17 protein-coding genes are annotated in these 20,847 nt (G+C 64.5%); 12 read left to right on the forward strand and 5 right to left on the reverse strand.

The window, feature by feature from the left end; translation table 11 throughout:
* Positions 1-9 precede the first annotated feature (9 nt).
* A complete protein-coding gene (locus E3O06_RS02010; RefSeq protein WP_134501359.1) occupies positions 10-1,503 on the reverse strand; it encodes a leucyl aminopeptidase in 1,494 nt (497 codons plus the stop codon).
* A 125-nt stretch (positions 1,504-1,628) separates the two neighbouring features.
* On the opposite strand from E3O06_RS02010, the gene E3O06_RS02015 reads away from it, so the two are divergent.
* The 5 genes from E3O06_RS02015 to E3O06_RS02035 all read left to right on the forward strand — a co-directional run bounded on the left by E3O06_RS02015 (position 1,629) and on the right by E3O06_RS02035 (position 7,518).
* Entirely contained in the window at positions 1,629-2,552 is a 924-nt protein-coding gene (locus E3O06_RS02015; RefSeq protein ID WP_134501360.1) for a proteasome assembly chaperone family protein, read from the forward strand.
* Positions 2,553-2,631: 79 nt separating this feature from the next.
* Complete coding sequence (locus E3O06_RS02020) at positions 2,632-3,960, forward strand: MFS transporter (RefSeq protein ID WP_134501361.1); 1,329 nt, start codon at positions 2,632-2,634, stop codon at positions 3,958-3,960.
* 200 nt (positions 3,961-4,160) lie between these two features.
* Positions 4,161-5,441 carry an RNA polymerase sigma factor gene (locus E3O06_RS02025; RefSeq protein WP_134501362.1) on the forward strand — a complete coding sequence of 427 codons (1,281 nt, stop codon included), beginning with the start codon at positions 4,161-4,163 and terminating at the stop codon, positions 5,439-5,441.
* Between the two features lie 43 nt (positions 5,442-5,484).
* The gene (locus E3O06_RS02030) at positions 5,485-6,759 is read left to right on the forward strand and encodes a MurT ligase domain-containing protein (RefSeq protein ID WP_134501363.1); all 1,275 of its coding nucleotides are present in this window, start codon (positions 5,485-5,487) and stop codon (positions 6,757-6,759) included.
* The gene (locus E3O06_RS02035; protein ID WP_134501364.1) at positions 6,760-7,518 is read left to right on the forward strand and encodes a type 1 glutamine amidotransferase; all 759 of its coding nucleotides are present in this window, start codon (positions 6,760-6,762) and stop codon (positions 7,516-7,518) included.
* Positions 7,519-7,589: 71 nt separating this feature from the next.
* On the opposite strand, the gene E3O06_RS02040 is transcribed toward E3O06_RS02035, so the two are convergent.
* Positions 7,590-7,841: a DUF7455 domain-containing protein gene (locus E3O06_RS02040; protein ID WP_166788091.1), complete on the reverse strand. Its 252-nt coding sequence runs from the start codon at positions 7,839-7,841 to the stop codon at positions 7,590-7,592.
* 184 nt (positions 7,842-8,025) lie between these two features.
* On the opposite strand from E3O06_RS02040, the gene E3O06_RS02045 reads away from it, so the two are divergent.
* Positions 8,026-10,104, forward strand: a complete 2,079-nt coding sequence (locus E3O06_RS02045) for a DNA gyrase/topoisomerase IV subunit B (RefSeq protein ID WP_134501365.1) — start codon at positions 8,026-8,028, stop codon at positions 10,102-10,104.
* Positions 10,105-10,133: 29 nt separating this feature from the next.
* Here the strand turns inward: E3O06_RS02045 and E3O06_RS02050 are convergent, their stop codons facing one another.
* Positions 10,134-12,626, reverse strand: coding sequence for a DNA gyrase/topoisomerase IV subunit A (locus tag E3O06_RS02050; RefSeq protein WP_134501366.1), 2,493 nt, complete (start codon positions 12,624-12,626; stop codon positions 10,134-10,136).
* 119 nt (positions 12,627-12,745) lie between these two features.
* Here E3O06_RS02050 and E3O06_RS02055 point away from each other — a divergent pair, with 119 nt between their 5' ends.
* Positions 12,746-13,906: an alkaline phosphatase family protein gene (locus E3O06_RS02055; protein WP_241979812.1), complete on the forward strand. Its 1,161-nt coding sequence runs from the start codon at positions 12,746-12,748 to the stop codon at positions 13,904-13,906.
* Between the two features lie 71 nt (positions 13,907-13,977).
* Here E3O06_RS02055 and E3O06_RS02060 read toward each other — a convergent pair whose 3' ends face one another.
* Positions 13,978-14,571 carry a DUF3043 domain-containing protein gene (locus tag E3O06_RS02060; protein WP_134501367.1) on the reverse strand — a complete coding sequence of 198 codons (594 nt, stop codon included), beginning with the start codon at positions 14,569-14,571 and terminating at the stop codon, positions 13,978-13,980.
* Positions 14,572-14,609: 38 nt separating this feature from the next.
* Between E3O06_RS02060 and E3O06_RS02065 the strand changes: the two genes are divergently transcribed.
* The 5 genes from E3O06_RS02065 (at position 14,610) to E3O06_RS02085 (ending at position 19,906) form a co-directional block, all read left to right on the forward strand.
* Entirely contained in the window at positions 14,610-16,073 is a 1,464-nt protein-coding gene (locus tag E3O06_RS02065) for a M20/M25/M40 family metallo-hydrolase (protein WP_134501368.1), read from the forward strand.
* A gap of 151 nt (positions 16,074-16,224) precedes the next feature.
* Entirely contained in the window at positions 16,225-16,611 is a 387-nt protein-coding gene (locus tag E3O06_RS02070) for a HesB/IscA family protein (protein ID WP_198415763.1), read from the forward strand.
* Between the two features lie 247 nt (positions 16,612-16,858).
* On the forward strand, positions 16,859-17,749 hold the full coding sequence (ctaC, locus tag E3O06_RS02075) for an aa3-type cytochrome oxidase subunit II (protein ID WP_134501369.1): 891 nt from the start codon (positions 16,859-16,861) through the stop codon (positions 17,747-17,749).
* Positions 17,750-17,752: 3 nt separating this feature from the next.
* Complete coding sequence (ctaD, locus tag E3O06_RS02080) at positions 17,753-19,483, forward strand: aa3-type cytochrome oxidase subunit I (RefSeq protein ID WP_134501370.1); 1,731 nt, start codon at positions 17,753-17,755, stop codon at positions 19,481-19,483.
* Positions 19,484-19,906, forward strand: a complete 423-nt coding sequence (locus tag E3O06_RS02085; protein WP_134501371.1) for a cytochrome c oxidase subunit 4 — start codon at positions 19,484-19,486, stop codon at positions 19,904-19,906.
* A gap of 94 nt (positions 19,907-20,000) precedes the next feature.
* Here the strand turns inward: E3O06_RS02085 and E3O06_RS02090 are convergent, their stop codons facing one another.
* Positions 20,001-20,825: a methyltransferase domain-containing protein gene (locus E3O06_RS02090; RefSeq protein ID WP_134501372.1), complete on the reverse strand. Its 825-nt coding sequence runs from the start codon at positions 20,823-20,825 to the stop codon at positions 20,001-20,003.
* Positions 20,826-20,847 lie beyond the last annotated feature (22 nt).

A 20,847-nucleotide genomic window follows, 5' to 3' on the forward strand; every position in this document is an offset into this window, starting at 1 on the left:
ACGACTGTACTACGGGCGTGAAAAGTCCTCGGCCAGTCGAAGCAGCGCCCGCACGGAAACCCCGGTCGGTCCGGCTGCGGTGAATCCCCACCCGGCACCGTCGTGTTGGGCCGGCCCGGCGATGTCGAGGTGAGCCCAGGGAATCGTCTGCCCGGCGGCATCGGTTCCGATGAATTCCCGCAGAAAGACCCCTGCGAGGAGCATTCCGCCCGCTGTGCTGCCGATCTTCGCGTTGGCGATGTCGGCGACGTCCGAATTGAGGGTGGCGCGCAACTCGTCCGGGAACGGCATCGGCCAGGCAGCCTCGCCGACCGCGGCGCTGGCCGCGAGCACCCGCTGCACGAGAGCGTCATCGCCCATCGCGCCGAAGTACCGGTTGCCGAGGGCGACCACCTGGGCCCCGGTGAGGGTGGCGACATCGACGATGGCGTCGGGGTGTTCTTCGGCCGCGGCGACGAGGCCGTCGGCGAGCACCAGGCGACCCTCGGCATCCGTGTTGAGCACTTCGACGGTGCGGCCACCGCGCATTCGCAGCACGTCGTTGGGGCGAATAGCCGAACCCGACGGCATGTTCTCGGCGATACACATCCACGCGGTGATCCGCACCGGCAGCTGGAGCCGCGCGGCGGCGACCACCACGGCGAGCACCGTGGCCGCACCGGTCATGTCGTATTTCATGCCGACCATCGATGCCGGCGGCTTGAGAGAGAGCCCGCCGGTGTCGAACGTGATGCCCTTGCCGACGAGGGCGAGGTGCTTGGCGGCCCCGGTCGGGGCGTAGCTGAGCTTGACCAGGCGCGGCGGTCGGGTGGACCCGGCTCCGACGCCGACGATGCCGCCGAACCCGTCGGCGGCGAGCTGATGCTCGTCCCAGACGGTCACGTCGAGTGGCAGGTCGCGCGCGGCCAGGGCCGCCAGGTCGGCGAGTGACGCCGGGTAGAGGTCGAGCGGCGGCATATTCACGAGATCCTTGACCAGGCGGATCGCCTCGGCGCTGGCCAGGGCGCGGTCCACAGCGGATGCCGCCGGTGTCGTGCTGTGCACGACGACGCTGTGGGCCGGCAGCTTCGCGTCGGCCAGGGAACTATGCCGGTAGGCCGTGTAGGAGTAGCCGCCGAGGGCCGCACCCTCGAGCACAGCCTCCACCTGCGCGGCGTCGTTCAGCGGAACCGCGAAGGCGACCGAGGCGGCACCGGTCAGCTGGCGAACGGCTGAACCGGCCGCGTGGCGGAGAGTATCGGTGCTCAGCTGGCGTCCGAGCCCGACGATGGCAATACTGCGGGGGGTTCCGACAGCAGCCACCAGGCGCACCACCTCATCACGGGCGCCGGTCACGTTCAGAAGGGGCAGCTGAGCCGCTACCGACGTGATGAGGTCCTCACCGAGCGTTACGTCGGCGAGAAGGCGCGTCCCGTCATCCGTTTGGAGCGACGCGAGGATGAGAATGTCGGCGGCGGAGTCCCGCGCGGACTCGGTGGACAGGGACAGTGTGGGAACAGTCATACATCGATGGTAGCCGCGGCCGTTGTTGCCGGTTCGCTGCAGGTCGCTCGCCGTGTTCGCTCTGGGCGCGATGGTGAAAGGCCGTAAACACAACACGAATGAGGCCTCCGGATTAGAGTTAAGGAATGTCAGACCCCGAGGAGCTCTACGAACTCACCGCTGACGCCGATGGCGTCCCGCAAGGGTTACATCTGGTCATGGGACTGACCGGCTTCGCGGATGCCGGCGGTGCGGTCGCGCAGTTCACCGACTACCTCCTGACCACGCTGGATCACACCGTGGTGGCGTCCTTCGACACCGACACCCTGCTCGACTATCGAGCCAGGCGCCCGATCATCTACTTCGATCAGGACCACCTCACCAACTACCAGCCGCCGTCGCTGCGACTGTATCTGGCCCGCGATGAGATCGGGCAGCCCTTCCTGTTCCTGACCGGCTTCGAGCCGGACTTCCGCTGGGAGCAGTTCACCGCGGCCATGCTGCGGCTCGTCGACAGATTCACCGTCGCCTCGACCACCTGGGTGCACGCCATTCCCATGCCAGTGCCGCACACTCGTCCGGTCGGTGTGACGGTCAGCGGCAATCGTTCCGATCTCATCGAGAACCGATCGGTGTGGCGGCCGCACACGCAGGTGGCCGCCAATGTGCTGCACCTGCTGGAATATCGCCTGCAGGAGCGAGGAGCGTCGACGGTCGGATACGTTTTGCTCATTCCGCACTACCTGGGCGACACCGAGTTTCCCGCAGCAGCACTGAGCGCCCTCGAGAGCACGAGCGCGTCCACGGGTTTGATCTTTCCGACTGATCGCCTGCGGGAGGCTAATCGCGAATTCGTCGCGCGCATCGACGATCAGGTTCAGAGCAACCCCGAACTGGCCAAGCTCGTCGGCACCCTGGAACAACGCTACGACGCCTATATGGAAGGCAGCCCCCTGCGGTCGCCCCTCACCGACGAAGCCGGTGAACTGCCATCGGCTGATGAAATCGCCGCGGAACTCGAGAATTTTCTGGCCCTGCGCCGGAGTCGGGACGATGGGGCTGCAAGCTGAGCCCTGCTAGCGACACCGGGACGATGCCGGCGCGTGCGACCTGATTCGTCGGTCCGGCGAACGCGATAGGTTTGATCGAGTGAACTCTCGTCGATCCACCCTGATCTTTATCATCGGGTCGTTCGCGTACCTGTCCGCTGTTTTGCAGCGCACCTCGATGGGGATTGCCGGGGTGGCCGCCACGGAGAAGTTCGGCGGCTCAGCCGCCATCCTGTCGAGCCTGGCCGTCGTTCAGCTCATCGTGTACGCCGCCGCGCAGATTCCGGTCGGGGTATTGATCGACCGGTACGGACCGCGGGTGCTCATGATCACCGGCACGGCGCTCATGGTGACCGGCCAGATCACCCTGGCCCTGGCGCCGGATATCAGCGTCGCGGTCGTCGGCCGTATTCTCGTCGGCGCGGGCGATGCCACCATCTTCATCTCGATGATTCGCCTGATCAGCTCATGGTTCAGTGGACGCATCGTTCCCCTGTTGTCGCAGTGGATGGGCAATATCGGCCAACTCGGTCAGGTCCTCTCTGCGGTTCCCCTGGCCTGGCTGCTGCACGCGAGCGGCTGGACCCCGGCTTTTCTCTCCGCGGCCTCCGTGGCCGTGATCGCCCTGATCGTCGTCATCATTTTCGTGCGGGACCGCCCCAGGGATGTCACCGAGCACGTGCGTGCCAACAGCCTCGGCATCGCACTGATGCAGTTGCGGCACAGTTTTCGGCGCCCGGGCACCCAACTCGGCTTCTGGTCCCACTATGTGACCCAGTCGTCCGGTACCGTGTTCAGCCTGCTCTGGGGCTATCCGTTCATGGTCTTCGGTCTCGGCTACGAACCGGCATTCGCCGCCGGGATGCTCACCGTTCTGGTCGGGGCGGGTCTCGTGTTCGGCCCGATCCTCGGCCTGCTGACGGCGCGCCACCCACTGCGCCGGAGCAACATCGTGCTTGGCATCGTGACAGCCATCGGTACCGCCTGGGCGATCGTGCTGCTCTGGCCCGGGGTTCCGCCACTCTGGACGATCGTCTTGTTGTTGGTGGTGCTCGGCATCGGCGGGCCCGGATCTCTCATCGGATTTGACTTCGCGCGCACCTTCAACCCGCAACGCAGCCTGGGCTCGGCCAACGGCGTCGTCAACGTCGGCGGCTTCACCGCGAGCTTCGTCATGATGTATCTGGTCGGGTTACTGCTCGACCTGCAAAACGGATGGCGCGTCGCCGGGGGAGCGTCGAGCGACCTGTACGCGCTCGACGCGTTCCGGGTGGCCTTCTCGGTGCAATACATCATTGTGGGAATCGGCGTCGGCTTTCTGGTGCATGCCCGGCGGCGAACGCGGCGTCAGCTCTCCCGCGACGAGGGAATAGAAGTGGCCCCGATCTGGGTTGCATTATCACGCGCCCGGAAACGGCGTAACAGATGATCGTAGTACGCGACGTGGCTTGTCGTCCAGACAAACCGTGCAATAATTATTTCTAGGACCCGTTCTGGTCCGGGGCACACTGATTTCTTTTCGGTGTGGGCATCCCGGGACTTGACATGGGTCCAAGTTCTGCCCAAAAACGCTTCTGGCTCCTTCCCGGCTTCCAGAAGCAGGTAAGACTCCGCATGAGAGGTGTTCGAATGGCAACCACCGTCAAGACCGAGGTGACCGACGAGTCTGTCACGACTCCCGTAGTACCGATAGTCAAGAAGCCCGTCACCAAGGCCGCAGCAGCGAAAGCCGCAGCCGCCGAGGCTGCCGCGACGAAGAAGTCCGCAGCTGCCGCCGAGAAACCGGCGCCAAAGAAGCGCGTCACCAAGGCGAAGGCCGCTAAGAAAGACGACGAAGCCGACGTCGACGGCGGTTCAGAACCCGACGAAGACGAGTCGGACGACGACAGCACCAAGCGCACGGCATCGACGGAACCGCTTCCCAGCGGGGCCCTCGTGCTCTCGCTCGTCGACGACGATGACGAGGTTCCGGTTTATTCGAGCGCCATCACCGGTGCCACGGCCGACCCGGTCAAGGACTACCTGAAGCAGATCGGCAAGGTCGCCCTGCTGAACGCGGCCGAAGAGGTCGAGCTGGCGATGCGCATCGAAGCCGGTCTGTTCGCCGAAGACAAGCTGTCGGAGATGACCGACGTCGAAAAGAAGAATTCCCTCGGTCGTGAGCTGCAGTGGGTCGCCAAAGACGGCGCCAGGGCCAAGAGTCACCTCCTCGGTGCGAACCTGCGCCTCGTCGTGTCGCTCGCCAAGCGATACACCGGCCGTGGCATGCAGTTCCTTGACTTGATTCAGGAGGGCAACCTCGGGCTCATCCGTGCCGTCGAGAAGTTCGACTACACCAAGGGCTTCAAGTTCAGCACCTACGCCACCTGGTGGATTCGCCAGGCGATCACCCGCGCCATGGCCGACCAGGCCCGCACCATTCGTATTCCCGTGCACATGGTCGAGGTCATCAACAAGCTCGCCCGCGTGCAGCGCCAGATGCTGCAGGACCTCGGTCGCGAACCTACCCCGGAAGAACTCAGCCGCGAACTCGACATGACGCCGGAGAAGGTCGTCGAGGTGCAGAAGTATGGGCGCGAACCGATCTCCCTGCACACTCCGCTCGGCGAAGACGGTGACAGTGAATTCGGTGACCTCATCGAAGACACCGAAGCCGTCGTGCCGGCGGATGCCGTGGGCTTCACCATGCTGCAGAAGCAGCTGGAAAGCTTGCTCGACTCGCTCTCGGAACGCGAAGCCGGCGTGATCCGCATGCGCTTCGGTCTTGGTGATGGCATGCCGAAGACCCTCGACCAGATCGGCGACACCTTTGGTGTCACGCGCGAACGCATCCGTCAGATCGAGTCCAAGACGATGGCCAAGCTTCGTCATCCGTCCCGGTCGCAGTCCCTGCGCGACTACCTCGAGTAAACGTGACAGTGACAGGGTTCGCCCGGTTCGTGACGTGCAGTTCGTGAGTTCCCTTCGGTACGCTCCCGCGATTCTCGTCGGTCGAGCCGTTCGAGTGTTGGCACGGTGGCGTAAACCGGGCGGCGGCTCCGCCATACCCGGGGTCGTCGTCAATCGCATCGCCCCTGGCTTTCTCGCCACGACCCTCAACGGGTTTCCACTGGGGCTCGTGATCGTCACGGGATCAAGCGGCAAGTCGACCACGACGAAGATGCTCGTCGCCGTTCTGCGTGCCCACGGCCTGTCCGTGTTCACCAACCAGTCGACGGCGAACATCAGTCAGGGCCTGACGAGCGCTCTCCTGGAGCGGGTCGGCCTGTCCGGGCAGATCGCCGGCGACGTCGCCGTGCTCGAAATGGACGAAGGCCACGGCGCGTTGATCGCCGAGTCGCTTACTCCGCGCGTCGTCGCCCTCACCAACGTCATGGTCGACCAGATCGACCGGTTCCACGACTCCGAAATGGTCGCCGTCCTGCTCGCTAAAATCGCCGCGCGCGCCACGGAGACGGTCGTGCTCAACGCTGATGACCGTTACCTCGCCGACCTCGGCTCCAGCCTTGACGCCACCGTGCGGGTCGCCCGCTACGGGGTGACCGCCGAGGTGCTGGGCCAGTATCCCCGCGGACTCGGCTACGCCGACACCGCAGCGAGTCGGCTGTCGGCCGGCACCGGCCTCCAGCTCACCCGCGCGGTCGGTCGTGACGCCGACGTTCAGTTCCCCACGGGCGGCCACAGCATCCGTCTGCCGGCGCGCGGCATCCACTATGCCGTCGATGCTGTGACCGCGTTGAGCACGGCCCAGGCAACTCTCGGCGAACGCTTCGATCCCACCATCGCCTGTACTGCGCTGTCGGCCATGCCGGCCGTTTTCGGTCGCGGCGAGGTTGTCACCGTTGGCGGCAAGACCATCGAGTTCGTTCTCGTGCAAAACCCGTCGAGCTTTCAACTGAACGTCGACAGTCTCGAGGCCGGGACCGAGCAGATTCTCGTGATCATCGGATCCGACGTACGTGACCCGTCCTATTTTTGGCCGGTGGACACCTCGGGCCTCAGCCACGTGCTCATCGCTTCGGGGCTCAAGGCACACGACATCGCCCTGCAGCTGGCCTACGACAATGTCGCGGTGGACCGGGTCGAACCCGATGTCCCGACCGCACTCGATGCGTTCCTGGCACTGCCCGATCCCGCGTCCGGGGTGAAAACCATTATCTTCTCCGCCGACGGCATGCGGCGCACCCGCGCGCACCTCGGCCTGGTCTCCAATGCTGAGGAATCGTAAATGACCGTCACTTCGCTTCAGCGTCCGTTCATTGTCGTTTCGCTGCTGCCGCGCCTGCTCAACACCAACGGTGATGCCGGCAACGCTCGCGTGCTCGCGCAGCGGATTCGCTGGAGCGGTCACGACGCGCAGGTCGTCGACGTGCACTCCCGCGCTGACCTTCCCGAACACGTCGACGCCGTGTCGATCGGTTCCGGAACGGATGCTGCGCTCCTGCCTGCCCGAGACGCGCTACGAACTCTGGTTGAGGAACTGCGCGTGTGGTCCAACTCCGGCGTGCCCATCCTGGCCGTCGGTACCGGCTGGGAATTGCTGAGCTGGGGCATCGACCTGGCCGACGGCAGTGTGTTGGAGGGCCTGGGACTCGTGGCCGGTCAGGCCGTGCCCCGAGCGACGCGCGCCACCGATGACATCATCGTCGCATCGAAATACGGGCGGCTGATCGGATTCGAAAACCACGCACGCGACTATGTCGGCGCCGAAGCCAGTCCGCTCGGCCGGGTGGTCTACGGCTCCGGCAACGGCGATCGAGCATCCGGCCCACGGATCGAGGGGCTGACGATGGGGGAGGTGTTCTGTACCCACCTGCATGGTCCGGTGTTGGCGCGCAATCCTGGTCTCGCCGATCACCTGCTGCGGGCAGCATTCAGTCGCCATGGACTCGAGTATTCACGCGGCGCTCGGGCAGGCAGCGTCGATGCGACCGCACTGGCCGCACGCAATCAGGTCGCCGTTCGGTTAGGCCAGAGCGCCGAATAGCTCCGGCTGTAAGAAAAACAGGCGGCTGGCCGAAGCCAGCCGCCTGCGCAGCGTAGAAACTCGAACAGCAGTTAGGAGCGCTGGTCTTCGAGCAATCTGCTCGACTCGTCGTGCCAGCTTTCGGCGATGCTCGCGAGCTTCTCCTGATGCTTTCGGCCGTGGTGGGCACAGAACAGCAACTCGCTGTTCTTCACGACGACACGAATGTAAGCCTGGGCACCGCAAGCATCGCAGCGGTCGGCTGCGGTGAGCTGGTGGGGGGTGCCCTGCTTGTTTACAGCACCGTTGTCTACAGCACCATTTTCGGTGGCGATCTGGGACATATTCTCCTCCTCCAGACTGAATTGCATGAACCCTCTTTACTAATGTAAACACGCCGGAGGACCAATGACGAGATGTACGGCCGGTATTTCGCTTACCGCGTAGACGTGCTCTGCCGGGCGTCGGCCAGTGACCAGCTAGGTCGGCGCGAAAGATCGCCGGTCGGGGCCGGTATTCTTGATCGTTGTGAGCTCCGACTATTCCGCCCGCCACCTGTCAGTCCTCGAGGGACTGGAGGCAGTGCGCAAACGCCCCGGTATGTACATCGGTTCCACCGACTCGCGTGGTCTGATGCACTGCCTGTGGGAGATCATTGACAACTCCGTCGATGAGGCCCTTGGCGGGCACGGCGCGAGCATCCACATTGAACTGCACCCCGACCAGAGCGTCGAAGTGCGCGACACCGCTCGCGGCATCCCGGTCGACATCGAACCCAAGACCGGCCTGACCGGCGTTGAGGTCGTGTTCACCAAGCTGCATGCCGGCGGAAAGTTCGGGAGTGGGTCTTACGCCGCGTCGGGCGGGCTGCACGGGGTGGGAGCATCCGTTGTGAACGCCCTGTCCGAGCGGCTCGACGTCGAGGTCGACCGTGACGGCAAGACCTGGGCAATGTCCTTCCACCGCGGCGAACCGGGCCTGTTCGCCGATTCGGGGGAGAAGAGCCCCGACGCGCCGTTCACCCCGTTCGAGAACCAGAGCGAACTGCGGGTGATCGGCAAGGTCAAACGCGGCGTCACTGGAACCCGTATCCGCTATTGGGCCGATCGCCAGATCTTTACCAAGGGAGCCGCTTTCCAGACCGACGAAGTGCTGAACCGAGCCCGCCAGACGGCCTTCCTCGTACCTGGGCTCGCCATCGAGGTCGCTGACCGACGCACGGACGAGCCCGTGACCAGCCTGTTCCAATTCCACGGCGGCATCTCCGAATTTGTCGAACACCTCGCAACGGATGCTCCGATCACCGATACCTGGCGACTGACCGGCAGCGGCACCTTCCGTGAGACTGTGCCCGTGCTCACCGACAAGGGGGCGATGGTGCCGACCGAGCTCATGCGCGAGTGCCAGGTGGACATCGCCCTTCGTTGGGGCACCGGCTACGACACGATCGTGCAGAGCTTCGTCAACATCATCGCCACGCCCAAGGGCGGAACCCACCAGGCCGGATTCGACGCCGGACTGCTGAAATTTCTGCGCGGCCAGGTCGACCTCAATGCCCGCCGCCTCAAGGTCGGCAGTGACAAGCTCGACAAGGACGACGTGATGGCCGGGCTCACCGCCGTGCTCACCGTGCGCCTGCCCGAGCCTCAGTTCGAGGGGCAGACCAAGGAGGTGCTCGGTACTCCGGCGGTGCGCGCGATCGTCGCGAACGTCGTGGCCACGGCCATGGCCGAACGGTACGCCTCGCCGAAACGCGACGACAAGACGCAGTCAGCCCTGTTGCTCGACAAGATCGTCGCCGAGATGAAATCCCGCATCTCCGCCCGGGCTCACAAGGAGACCCAGCGACGCAAGAATGCTCTGGAAAGTTCGTCCCTGCCGGCGAAGCTCGTCGATTGCCGCAGCAACGATGTGTCCACGAGCGAGCTGTTCATCGTCGAGGGGGACTCGGCCCTCGGTACCGCCAAGCTCGCCCGCGACAGCGAGCACCAGGCACTGCTGCCGATCCGCGGCAAGATTCTCAACGTGCAGAAGGCATCCGTTGCCGACATGCTCTCCAACACCGAGTGTGCCTCGATCATCCAGGTGATCGGTGCCGGTTCCGGCCGCAGTTTCGACCTGTCGGCGGCCCGCTACGGCAAGGTCATCATCATGAGCGACGCCGACGTCGACGGCGCCCACATCCGTACCCTGCTCCTCACGCTGTTCTTCCGCTACATGCGACCGATGATCACCGAGGGCCGGGTCTTCGCCGCCGTGCCGCCGCTGCACCGGGTCGTCGTCATGAACCCGGGCAGCAAACCGAATGAGACCATCTACACCTATTCGGAGAACGAACTGCACGCGGTGCTGAGCGCGCTCGAGAAGAAGAACCGTCGCTACCAGGACCCGATTCAGCGGTACAAGGGCCTTGGTGAAATGGATGCCGACCAGCTCGCGACCACGACCATGGAACGCGCCCACCGCACGCTGCGGCGGGTACGCGTCGATGACGCCGAATCCGCTGGAAAGGTATTCGAACTCTTGATGGGCAACGACGTGGCCCCCCGCAAGGAATTCATTATCGACAGTTCCGACACGCTCTCCCGTGATCGGATCGACGTCTAGCCCGTCCCTTTCCGCAGGCGGGGGGAGGACTAGATCTCGGTGCCGATGGCTCCGATCAGGGCGTCCAGCATGACCCCGGAGGCATCTCGGCGGGAGCCCGACTCCGGCAGGGTTCGGGGTGTGCCGTCCGGACCGACGGCACGGGCCGGTGCTCGGCCGACCCAGGCCACGGCGAGGGTGTCTTCGCCCTTGAGGAACCGCTGGGCCCGTACTCCGCCGGTCGCACGACCCTTGGCCGGGTATTCGGAGAACTCGCTCTGTTTGGCGCTGCCGGGATCGGTTCCGGGCAAGGTCTGGCTGCTCGCGGCCACCGTGGCCACGACCGCCGTCGCGACGTCGTCAGTGGAGAGGCTCGTGAAGAACACGACCGTCTCGCCGGGAGTCAGCTTGATGCCGGCCATGCCGCCAGCCGCCCGGCCCTGCGGTCGCACGCCGAGAGCGGTGAAGCGCAGCAGCTGCGCGTCCGACGTGATGAAGACCAGGTCGTCGTCGTCGGCACCCTGTACCGCACCGACCACTTCGTCTTTGGGCTTGAGCGCGATGATCTCGAAGTCCGGCTTGTTGGCCCAGTCATTGGGCGTGACGCGTTTAACGACGCCGTGCCGGGTGCCGAGGGCGATCGCCCGATCGGAGTCGAGCGAGACGATCGCGAGCACACGTTCCTTCTTGTCGGGCAACACCAGGTACTCGCTGATGCGGACGCCGGCGCCCAGCTGAATCGACGTCGGCGGCATCACCGGCAGGTCGACCGGGGAGAAGCGGATGAGCCGACCCCGGTTGGTCACCGCGCCCACCTCGGTGCGACTCGTCGTGTCGAGCGTCGACAGCACGGCATCGTGCTTGCTGCGGCGTTGCGGCGGCTGGATCCGAGGCGGTACGGCGTCGTCGACCGCGACCAGGTCGACGCGGGCGATTCGCCCAGTCACGCTCAGGAAGACCCGGGTGGGAAAGTCCTGCACCTCGAGCACCGCAGCCTGACGTTTGGCGGCCGCCGCCGACAGGCCGGCGATACTCGGCTTCGCCTCGGTGAGCACGGTGCGCCGCGGGGTTCCGAATTTCTCGGCTACCGCGCCCAGTTCTTCCGACACCAGAGTGCGGATGGCGGGCTTGGACGACAGGAGCTTCTCGAGTTTCGCGATCTCGGCGAGTAACTGGTCGCGTTCGGCTTCAAGCTCGATGCGGGAGAACTTGGTCAGGCGTCGCAGCCGAAGTTCGAGAATGTACTCGGCCTGGATCTGACTCAGGTCGAACACGTCGATGAGTTTGGTCCGGGCCTGCTCGGTATCGTCGCTGGCCCGGATGACCTGGATGACCTCGTCGATGTCGAGAATCGCGACAAGCAGACCCAGTACGAGGTGCAAGCGCTCTCTGCGCCGGGCCAGCCGGTAGGCCGAGCGGCGAGTGACGACGTCGATGCGGTGGTTGACGTACACGTGCAGCAATTCGAGCAGGCCGAGGGTCTGCGGGGCGCCGTTGACCAGGGCGACGGCGTTGATGTTGAACGAATCCTCGAGCGGGGTGTATCGGTAGAGCTGTTCGAGCACGGCGTCGGGGCTAAACCCGGTCTTGATGCCGATGACCAGGCGCAGTCCCTTGGTGCGGTCGGTGAGATCGGTGACGTCTGAAATGCCGCTGAGCTTCTTGGAGTTGACCCCGTCCTTGATCTTCTCGATCACCTTTTCCGGGCCGACCAGGTAGGGGAGTTCGGTCACAACGAGCCCGGTCTTGCGGGCACTGATCGACTCCACCGAGACGCGGGCACGAGTCTTGAAACTTCCGCGGCCGGTGCTGTAAGCATCCTTGATGCCGGCCAAGCCGACGATCGTGCCGCCGGTGGGCAGATCGGGCCCTGGCACGAACTCCATCACGTCGTCGAGGGTGGCGTTCGGGTGCGCCAGCAGGTGCCGGGCAGCTCCGACGACCTCGATCAGGTTATGCGGTGCCATATTGGTCGCCATGCCGACGGCGATGCCGCTCGTGCCGTTCACCAGCAGATTGGGGTAAGCGGCTGGCAGCACATCGGGCTGGGTGAGCTGGTTGTCGTAGTTGGGCACGAAATCCACGACGTCTTCGTCGAGGTTCTCGGTCATCGCCAGTGCGGGAGCCGCCAGCCGGGCTTCGGTGTACCGGGGTGCGGCCGGCCCGTCGTCGAGCGAGCCGAAGTTTCCGTGCCCGTCGATGAGGGGAACCCGCAGCGAGAACGACTGGGCCATACGCACGAGGGCGTCATAGATGGCCGTGTCGCCGTGCGGGTGCAGCTTGCCCATCACCTCACCGACGACACGAGCGCTCTTCACGTGCCCCTTGTCGGGACGCAGCCCCATTTCGCTCATCTGATACAGGATGCGCCGCTGTACGGGCTTCAGGCCGTCCCGCGCGTCGGGCAGGGCACGGGAGTAGATCACGGAGTAGGCGTATTCGAGGAAGGACCCCTGCATCTCGACCGTCACGTCGACATCCTCGATGCGTTCGGTACTGGCGGTGCTGGCGGCGGCTGGTGGGGTGCTGTCTGAGCGGCTCATCGTGAATTCTGCTTCAGGCGTGCGGCGACAACCGGTCGTACCGGTCGGGCTGCACTACGTAGGGAGCGCCTTCGAGCGCTGGAGGGCTCGGGTTCGTCCCTGTGAAAGAATGAGACCCGATGCCCACCATGCTACCGGCCCGCCAATTCAGCGCCCTGCGCCTTGCCGATGTTCTCACCAGTTCCCTCGACGCCGTTTGCGCCCGGCCGAATCCGCTGGGGCTTCCCGCGGTGCGGAAGGCGGTGGTGATTCTGGCCGACGGTCTCGGTGCCAGCTCGATCCGGGCTCGGGCCGGGCACGCCCGTTTTCTGTCGTCCCGCCTGAACAAGTCCAGCATCATCGACGGAGTTTTCCCAGCGACGACGGCCGCAGGGATCGCTACCCTGACCACCGGGGTGGAACCGGGCCAGCATGGCCTGGTTGGCTACCAGGTGCTCGATGGTGCCCGCGACCGCGTCGTGAACCAACTCACCGGCTGGGACGACGACATGCTGCCAGCCACCTGGCAGCGGGCCCGCACCGTCTTCGACCGTGCCGCCGACGAGAACGTTCCCAGCTTCGCCATCGGCCCCAAACGGTTCGTGGCCTCTGGCTTCACCCAGGCCGTGCTGCGCGGCGCCCGGTACGTTCCTGCCGACACTGTGGCCGATCGCTTCGCTGCCGCGCGCAGCATCCTCTCAGAAAACCCGACGGCACTGATTTACCTCTATGTGGCCGAGCTCGACGTCGCTGCGCACGCGCACGGTTGGGAATCCGACCGGTGGCTGGCCCAGCTCGAGACCCTCGACTCCGAAGTGACCCGCTTTGCGTCGACCCTGCGCTCCGATGAAGGCCTGCTGCTCACCGCGGATCACGGTGTGATCGACGTGCCGAGCACCCGACACGTCTTGTTCGACACGGAACCGGCGCTCGTCACCGGCGTGCGCCACGTCGCGGGGGACCCTCGCTGCGTGCAGCTCTACCTGGAGCCGCAGCAGACCGCGGCCGGGTCTGACTCGACCGCCGCCGACACACTCGCGGATGCCTGGCGCGAGTCCCAGGGGGACCGCGCCTGGGTCTACACCCGCGCCGAAGCTGTCGCCGCCGGTCTGTACGGCCGGGTGGCCGACGAGGTCCTTCCTCGCATCGGCGACGTGGTCGTCGCAGCCCGAAAATCAGTCGCCTACTACGACTCCCGACCGGCGAATCAGAAGGCTCGCGGCATGATCGGGCAGCACGGCTCCCTCACCGATGAGGAAGTCCGGGTGCCCCTGATCCGCGCGGGCGCCTTCGCTAGATAACCACACCAGAAACTGCGCGTCCGGCGCCCCAGGGGCGCCGGACGGTGCCCGCAAGGTGTGACTCGGACCGGTCAGACCGGGTACTGGCGGCGCTTGACCTGCGGCTTGGGCAGGCGCATCGGCCGCAGCTGCAGCGCGCGCATGGCCGCATACCAGCGGATGCGTTCGGCCTTGTCAGCACCGAACTTAGCTTCGATCTTTTTGGTGAGGATGAAGCCGAGCACGACGCAGTCAATGACAGCGAGGATGAAGAAGGCCCAGAGCGCGAAGATCGCATAAACGTCGATGCTGGGAATCGTGGTGAGCAGGATGACCAGGAACATGATCGGAATCATCAGCTCGCCCACGTTGAAGCGCGCATCGACGTAGTCGCGGGCGTACCGCTTCTGCAGGCCTCGTTCCCGCAGCGGCAGGTACTTATCGACGCCCGCGGCCATGCCGGCCCTGGCTACATCGCGCGCCGCGGTCGACTTGGCGCGCGCCTGTTTGGCGGCGAGCTTGCGGTCGTCCGGAACCAACGGGCGCTTGTTCGCTGCTTCCTGCTTCTTGCGGGTGGGGGTCGCCTGACCCTTGCCTGCATTGTGCGTGAGACCGAGGCGCGCTGCGGTCTCGTCGGAACTTTCTATCGACGGCTGGGCGTCGGGGTTTACGGGAGGCTTGGCCACATCAAATCCTTGCAATTGGGTGCCTTAAGATTACCCGTATGACTGGTAACCCACAGACAAATTCCCGTTCCGACGGCCGTCCGCCCGCCTCCGACACCGATTCTGGCGTACGGGCCAGCCTCCGCGCCGCTGTCGAATTGGGCCTCCCCACCACGATCGCCGACCTGTGCGCACTCGTGCGTATCCCCTCGGTGTCTTGGGCAGCCTTCGACCGTGCGGCGGTCGCCGCGAGCGCAGAGGCCGTCGCCACGCTCGTGCGCGAACTCGACGTGTTCGAGTCGGTCGAGATCGTGCAGGCTGGCATTGGGCCGGCCAGTGCCGGCGGCCACACCGAGCTGGGCCAGCCGGCGGTCCTGGCGTCGCGCCCGGCCAGAAACGGCCGCCCGACCGTTCTGCTTTATGCCCACCACGACGTGCAGCCTCCCGGTCGAGACGAGGACTGGGAGTCGGATCCATTCACACCGACCGTGCGCGGCGACCGCCTCTACGGGCGCGGCGCTGCCGACGACAAGGCCGGTGTCATGGCCCACGTCGCCTCCGTCCGCGCCCTCGTCGCGGCCGTCGGCGCTGACTTTGATCTGGGGATCGCCCTGTTCATCGAGGGGGAGGAGGAATTCGGTAGTCGCTCCTTCGCGACCTTCCTCGACGAAAACCGTGAGGCGCTGCGCGGCGATGTGATCGTCGTGGCCGATTCGAACAACTGGGACATCAAAACGCCAGCAATCACCACCGCGCTGCGCGGCAACGTCACCCTGCGTTTGACGGTGCGCACCCTGGCCCACGCCTCGCACTCCGGCATGTTCGGGGGAGCGGTGCCCGATGCCATGCTCGCCACGATCCAGCTGCTCGCCACGCTCTATCACGCGGATGGTTCGGTGGCCGTGGCCGGCCTCACCAGCATCGATGTGCCCACCCCCGACTATTCCGAAGAGCAGTTGCGAGCGGAGACCGGACTGTTGCCCGGTGTCACGCCGATCGGCCACGGCTCCATCCTGAGCCGAATCTGGTCCCAGCCAGCCCTGACCGTGACCGGCATTGACGCGCCCACCGTCGACAATGCGTCCAACACCCTCACCCCGTCGGTCACCGTCAGGATCAGTACTCGCATCGCCCCCGGCCAATCGGCGGTCGAGGCGGCCGTGGCGATCGAGGCGCACCTGCGCGAGAACGCCCCCTTCGGCGCGGTCCTCGAGATCGATGATGTGGACACGGGCGAGCCGTTCCTCGTCGACACCAGTGGCTGGGCCGTGGCCGAGGCTCGATCCGCCATGGCCGCTGCCTGGGGTGTACCACCGGTCGACATCGGTGTCGGCGGGTCCATCCCGTTTATCGCCGACCTGGTGCGTGTCTTTCCGGCTGCTCAGATTCTGGTGACTGGAGTGGAGGATCCGGATTCCCGGGCGCACAGTCCGAACGAATCCCTGCACCTCGGCGTCTTCAAACGCGCCGTCCTCAGCGAGGCATTCCTGCTCGGCAGCCTGAACGAGCGCGCCGGCCACTGACCAACCGCGAATTCGATCACAGCCGACGGCCAAGAAAATATGACACCGTGGGAATGCCCACGTCGACTTTCTGGTTGTCGCAGGTAGAATTTATTAGATCGCAAATCAATGAGATCGCAACAGTGCGTGACTGCGTGAACCGAGGAGAAGCATGACCGACACCATGACCGAAACCGTCAGCGCTGCTGACACCGCACCCGCCCCGGCCGCTGCCCATGGCGTCGGACTCACCGAGGCCGCCGCACTCAAGGTCCGCAGCCTGTTGACGCAGGAAGGCCGCGAAGACCTCCGCCTGCGCGTCGCCGTGCAACCTGGCGGCTGCTCCGGCCTCATCTACCAGCTCTACTTCGATGAACGCGTACTCGACGGCGATGCGCTCGTCGATTTCGACGGCGTCGAGGTCGTCGTCGACAAAATGAGCGTTCCCTACCTGGATGGTGCTTCGATCAACTTCGAGGACACGATTGAGAAGCAGGGTTTCACCATTGACAACCCAAACGCCGGCGGCAGCTGCGCATGTGGAGATTCCTTCCACTAGCTCCGGTTCGCGGCAGCATCGGTGTTGGAGAAACACTCGGCGGGGACATCATCACTTCGATGGTGTCCCTGCTTTTTGCCTGAATTACGTCTCATTCGCCCGAATCTGCGCACCGCGACGGTGCCAGGGGCGCAAATCGTCGGCGACCCGACCCGGAGTGCACAACGCGAGCGTTCCTGCGGAGTAGGCTAGGAATCGATCAAAACGCTTCCTGAGAAGTGTCCTCGAATCTCCCGAAAGGTCCCCGGTGCGCAATAATCACCGCCTTCGTTGGGCTGCTATTCCGCTCGCCGCGACGCTCGCCGTTGTACTGGCCGGATGTACGCAGGCCCAGCTCCATGGCTACCTGCCCGGTTTTGAAGAAGAGGGCGAAACGGCGGTGACCAACCAGACCGATCGCATTGCGGGTCTCTGGACCACCTCCTGGATCGTGCTCCTCATCGTTGGCCTCATTACCTGGGGCCTGATCATCTGGACGATCGTCGTCTATCGGCGCCGCAAAGGCCAGACCGGACTGCCGGTTCAGCTGCGGTACAACATGCCGATCGAGATCTTCTACACGGTCGTGCCGCTCATCCTCGTTGTCGGCTTCTTCGCATTCACCGTGCGCGACCAGATCGCCCTTGAAGCTCGCTATGACAATCCCGACGTGACGATTGAAGTTCAGGCCAAGCAGTGGGCCTGGGACTTCAACTACGTCGATGAAGACGTCTACTCACCGGGTATCCAGGGTCAGTCGGATCCGGACGGTGAACGTGGCTCACTGATCGAGTCCGAACTTCCCGTGCTCGTTCTCCCGGTCGACAAGACCATTGAGATCGCACTGGAATCACGCGACGTCATCCACTCGTTCTGGGTCATCGACTTCCTGTACAAGAAGGACGTCATCCCCGGCAAGACCAACTACATGTCGGTCACCCCCGAGCGCATCGGAACCTACGCCGGAAAGTGTGCCGAACTTTGCGGTGAATACCACTCCCTCATGCTCTTCAACGTCAAGGTCGTCTCTCAGGCTGACTACGACACGTACATCCAGTCCCTGCGCACCGCGGGCAACGTCGGTCAGCTCGACAACGAGTTCGACCGCAATCAGAATCAGCCGGGCACGAGCGCCCCGACGGCTCCGGAGGGCAACTAAGCCATGACCACGACCATCGCACCCGCCCAGTCACACCCGGCGGCACCAGTCTCCACGTCGGCGGAACGCAAGGGCAACACCCTCGTCCGGTGGATCACCTCCACCGACCACAAGATCATCGGGTACATGTACCTGATTACCTCGTTCATCTACTTCTGCATCGGCGGCGTCATGGCGCTGATCATTCGCGCCCAGCTGTTCGCTCCGGGGCTCGACGTGGTGCAGACGAAGGAACAGTACAACCAACTCTTCACGATGCACGGCACGATCATGCTCCTGATGTTCGCGACGCCGCTCTTCTTCGGCTTCGCCAACTTCCTGGTTCCGCTGCAGATCGGCGCCCCTGACGTTGCCTTCCCGCGGCTGAATGCCCTCGCCTACTGGTTCTTTAACTTCGGCAGCCTCATCGCCGTCGCCGGGTTCCTCACCCCGCAGGGTGCGGCTTCCTTCGGCTGGTTCGCCTACCAGCCGCTAGCCAGCACAACCTTCTCACCCGGCGTCGGAGGCAACCTCTGGATGGTCGGCCTCGGCCTCTCCGGTTTCGGCACCATTCTCGGTTCAGTCAACTTCATCACGACCATCATCACGATGCGTGCTCCCGGCATGACGATGTGGCGGATGCCGGTCTTCACCTGGAACTCGCTCATCACTGCGCTGCTCGCGCTCCTGGTCTTCCCGGTGCTGGCCGCTGCCATGCTCGCTGCCGCCTCCGACCGTATCTTCGGTTCGCACATCTACGATCCCGCCAACGGTGGTGCCATCCTGTGGCAACACCTGTTCTGGTTCTTCGGCCACCCCGAGGTCTACATCATCGCGCTGCCGTTCTTCGGAATTGTCTCCGAAGTGTTCCCGGTCTTCAGCCGCAAGCCGATGTTCGGCTACAAGACTCTGATCTACGCGACCATCTCGATCGCCGCGCTGTCCGTTTCGGTCTGGGCGCACCACATGTACGTCACTGGTTCGGTGCTGCTGCCGTTCTTCTCGCTCATGACCATGCTGATCGCGGTGCCCACCGGGGTGAAGATTTTCAACTGGATCGGCACGATGTGGCGAGGGTCCATCACCTTCGAAACCCCCATGATCTGGGCCATCGGCTTTCTCGTCACGTTCACCTTCGGTGGCCTGACCGGAGTCATCCTGGCGTCGCCGCCGCTCGACTTCCACGTGTCAGACACTTACTTCGTCGTCGCGCACTTTCACTACGTCATCTTCGGTACCGTGGTGTTCGCGATGTTCAGCGGGTTCTACTTCTGGTGGCCGAAGTGGACCGGCAAGATGCTCAACGAGAGCCTCGGCAAGTGGCACTTCTGGCTATTGTTCATCGGCTTTCACACGACCTTCCTGATCCAGCACTGGCTCGGTGTGATGGGCATGCCGCGTCGATACGCGACCTATTCGCCGGAAGACGGGTTCACCTGGATGAACCAGGTATCCACCATCGGCGCCATGATCCTCGCCGTCTCGATGATTCCGTTCTTCCTGAACGTGTACATCACGGCTCGCAAGGCCCCGCTGGTCACCGTCAACGACCCCTGGGGTTATGGGTCGTCGCTTGAGTGGGCGACGTCCTGCCCGCCGCCGCGTCACAACTTCACCTCCATTCCGAGAATCCGCTCCGAGCGCCCGGCCTTCGACCTGAATCACCCCGAAGCCGGCCTGCCCGTCGGCATCGGACCGGGCAAGGATGCGCCCGACGCTGCGGTTTACGACATCGACTCGAACCAGGTGAAATAAATGAAGACCAACATCAATATCCTCTGGGTCCTCACCGCCTTCTTCGGAATTGTGACGGTCGTCTACGTCACGTGGAGCCTGCTCGATCCCGATCACGGGCGAATTGAGTGGGCCGGAACATTCATGCTCGCCCTCTCGACTCTGCTCGTCGCGTTCATTGCTTTCTACCTCGACAAGGTGCACGGCGCACAGGCTGGCGAACTGCCCGAGGATCGCCTCGATGGCAACATCGACGATGGAGATCCCGAGATGGGTTTCTTCAGCCCGTGGAGCTGGTGGCCGATCTTCCTGGCCGCAGCCACCGCGCTGGTTTTCCTCGGCCTCGCCGTGGGAATCTGGGTTGGCTTCATCGGCCTGGGTCTTGGACTTGTCGCACTGACCGGTTGGGTCTATGAGTATTATCGGGGTCTCTTCGCCCGCTAAGCATTCTGAACAGTCGATGCCGATCTCCCTGGTGGGAGGTCGGTATCGTCGTTTAACGGGATGCTGGCGCCACCAGTGCCCACCCGTCACCGGGTCAGCGGCGACGAAAACCGAAGATGTCGAAGGCGACGGTAACATCCCGATCGAGACTCCCCGAACCGGCCGCGGCGGCGCTGTCGGTGTGGTGCGCGGACGGGCCCATGCCGATAAGAGACGACACCTCGGTCATCGACAGCCGCACGGTGCGTTCGAGCTGGTCGTGCGACTCGAGGCTGAACCAGGCAGCAAGACTTGTCGTCAGGTGAGCGGCCTTGTCGGCCTGCATTTGCACGGCAAGACCGGACTCGCGCAGCTGCCGCAGGTGAGTCGGCTGCGGCACGACGACCAGCAGCAGCCCATCCGGCCGGAGCACCCGGCGAAATTCGGCAGCGTTGCGCGGTGCAAAAACGTTCAGGATGAGGTCGGCGGCACCAGCGCGCACGGGAAGGGGGGACCAGACATCCGCTACCAGCCCGTCAGCGCGATCGTGCGAGCGGATGGTGCGTCCGACGGCGACGGGGGAGAGGTCCATTCCCAGCGCGCGCACATCGTCTCCTGGGGGCAACGCTGCCCCCAGGTAATACCCGGTCCCACAACCGACATCGAGGATGCGCCGGGGGGACTCACCGGCAACCCGGGTGCGGATGGTGTCTCGGAGGGGTTCGTACCATCCGGCGTCAAGGAAGCGATCACGGGCGTCGAGCATGGCTGCACTATCCCCGATGAACTTGCGCGGCCCGGTGAGCAGGGTGACGAATCCCCGCTTGTTCACGTCAAAGGAGTGCCCGCGTTCACACCCCAATTGGAGCTGGCCGCTGGGGTGCAGGGGGAGAAAACAGTTCGGGCACCGAAGCCACTCCGATAACGTCTGGAGAGACATCGATGCCCGTTCTGTTCGTTTC

Origin of the sequence: Cryobacterium glaciale (assembly GCF_004402535.1) — a bacterium.
Taxonomy (GTDB): domain Bacteria; phylum Actinomycetota; class Actinomycetes; order Actinomycetales; family Microbacteriaceae; genus Cryobacterium; species Cryobacterium glaciale.